Source organism: Amnimonas aquatica (assembly GCF_002943415.1).
Taxonomy (GTDB): Bacteria; Pseudomonadota; Gammaproteobacteria; order Pseudomonadales; family Moraxellaceae; genus Perlucidibaca; species Perlucidibaca aquatica_A.
The window spans coordinates 1-1,179 of record NZ_PTQZ01000357.1 but is presented as its reverse complement, the minus strand read 5'-3'; the positions used below and the strand labels follow the sequence as shown (position 1 = coordinate 1,179).

Here is a 1,179-nt window from a genome sequence, read left to right as displayed (position 1 = left end):
GATCGCGTTGCTGATCTGGGCGCTGGTGGTGGTGCTGGCCGTGCTGATCTGGCGCCAGGGCGAGCCTGGCGATGCATCGTTCGCGCAGGCTCGGCTGGATCGTCCGCTGGCGCTGTGGTGGCCTGCTGGTGCGGAGGCGCGGCAGGCGGAGGTGCCTGCCGCGATCATCGCCGAGGCGGCGGTATCCGAGCCTGTCATGGCCAAGGGGTGCTCCCGGCTGGGGCTGTTTCCGGCGCGCGGCTGGGCGTCCGAGGTGGCGGAAAAGCTGGCTGCCGCTGCGGGCGATGAGCCGGCGACTGCGTGGGAGTTGCTGCCCGCGGGGAGTCGCGGGTTCTACATCGTTTTTCCCGAGATGAACATGGAGGGGCTGGCAGGGCGCATGGTGAGTCGTCGCTCCAAAGTCTCCCGCCTGCTTTCCGCTGCGGCGGTGCCGGAGGCGTGCCGCTGACCGGACGCACTGCGTATCTGTCTGTCTGTCTGTCTATTGTGCCTGCCGTGCTTTTTCACTAGACTGCGCGCCTTGTTCGCAAGCGCCGGTATAGCTCAGTTGGTAGAGCAACTGACTTGTAATCAGTAGGTCGTGAGTTCGAGTCCCACTGCCGGCACCATTCGCGAACAGGAGCACCCGGCGTGCTGTGGCGAGTTCGCATTCAATTGCTCAAGAACTCGCCAAAGAGTCATCGGGTTGTTGACAATGGGTGCGCACAAGGCAAGAATGCGCACCCTCGCGAGGTGGGATTCCCGAGCGGTCAAAGGGATCAGACTGTAAATCTGACGCGAAAGCTTCGAAGGTTCGAATCCTTCTCCCACCACCATTGCACCGCTTCGCGGGGAAATGCGCGGGTATAGTTTAGTGGTAGAACCTCAGCCTTCCAAGCTGATGGTGCGGGTTCGATTCCCGCTACCCGCTCCAGCTGATGCTGGAGTGCAGGAAAACTAGGCTCATATAGCTCAGTAGGTAGAGCACTTCCTTGGTAAGGAAGAGGTCACCGGTTCGAATCCGGTTATGAGCTCCATATTTCAAAGGCAATCGCTGTGAGGCGGTTGCTTGTGTCTATTGGAAAGTGGGCGCAAACGCGCGTGTAGGAGTTGAGTCATGGCAAAGGCAAAGTTTGAACGCAACAAGCCGCACGTGAATGTCGGCACCATCGGTCACGTCGACCACGGCAAGACCACCCT

2 protein-coding genes and 4 tRNA genes are annotated in these 1,179 nt (G+C 60.6%); all 6 read left to right on the top strand.

Features of this window, described 5'->3' with window-relative positions; translation table 11 throughout:
- A partial coding sequence (locus C5O18_RS10620) for a hypothetical protein (RefSeq protein WP_158249335.1) occupies positions 1-448 on the top strand: 448 nt, incomplete at its 5' end.
- 84 nt (positions 449-532) lie between these two features.
- Positions 533-608, top strand: a tRNA-Thr gene (locus tag C5O18_RS09935).
- A gap of 123 nt (positions 609-731) precedes the next feature.
- Positions 732-815: transfer RNA gene (locus C5O18_RS09930), tRNA-Tyr, on the top strand.
- Between the two features lie 24 nt (positions 816-839).
- Positions 840-913: transfer RNA gene (locus C5O18_RS09925), tRNA-Gly, on the top strand.
- 27 nt (positions 914-940) lie between these two features.
- Positions 941-1,016: transfer RNA gene (locus C5O18_RS09920), tRNA-Thr, on the top strand.
- An 80-nt stretch (positions 1,017-1,096) separates the two neighbouring features.
- Positions 1,097-1,179 (top strand): GTP-binding protein (locus C5O18_RS09915; RefSeq protein ID WP_001029591.1); only part of this gene is annotated, 83 nt, incomplete at its 3' end.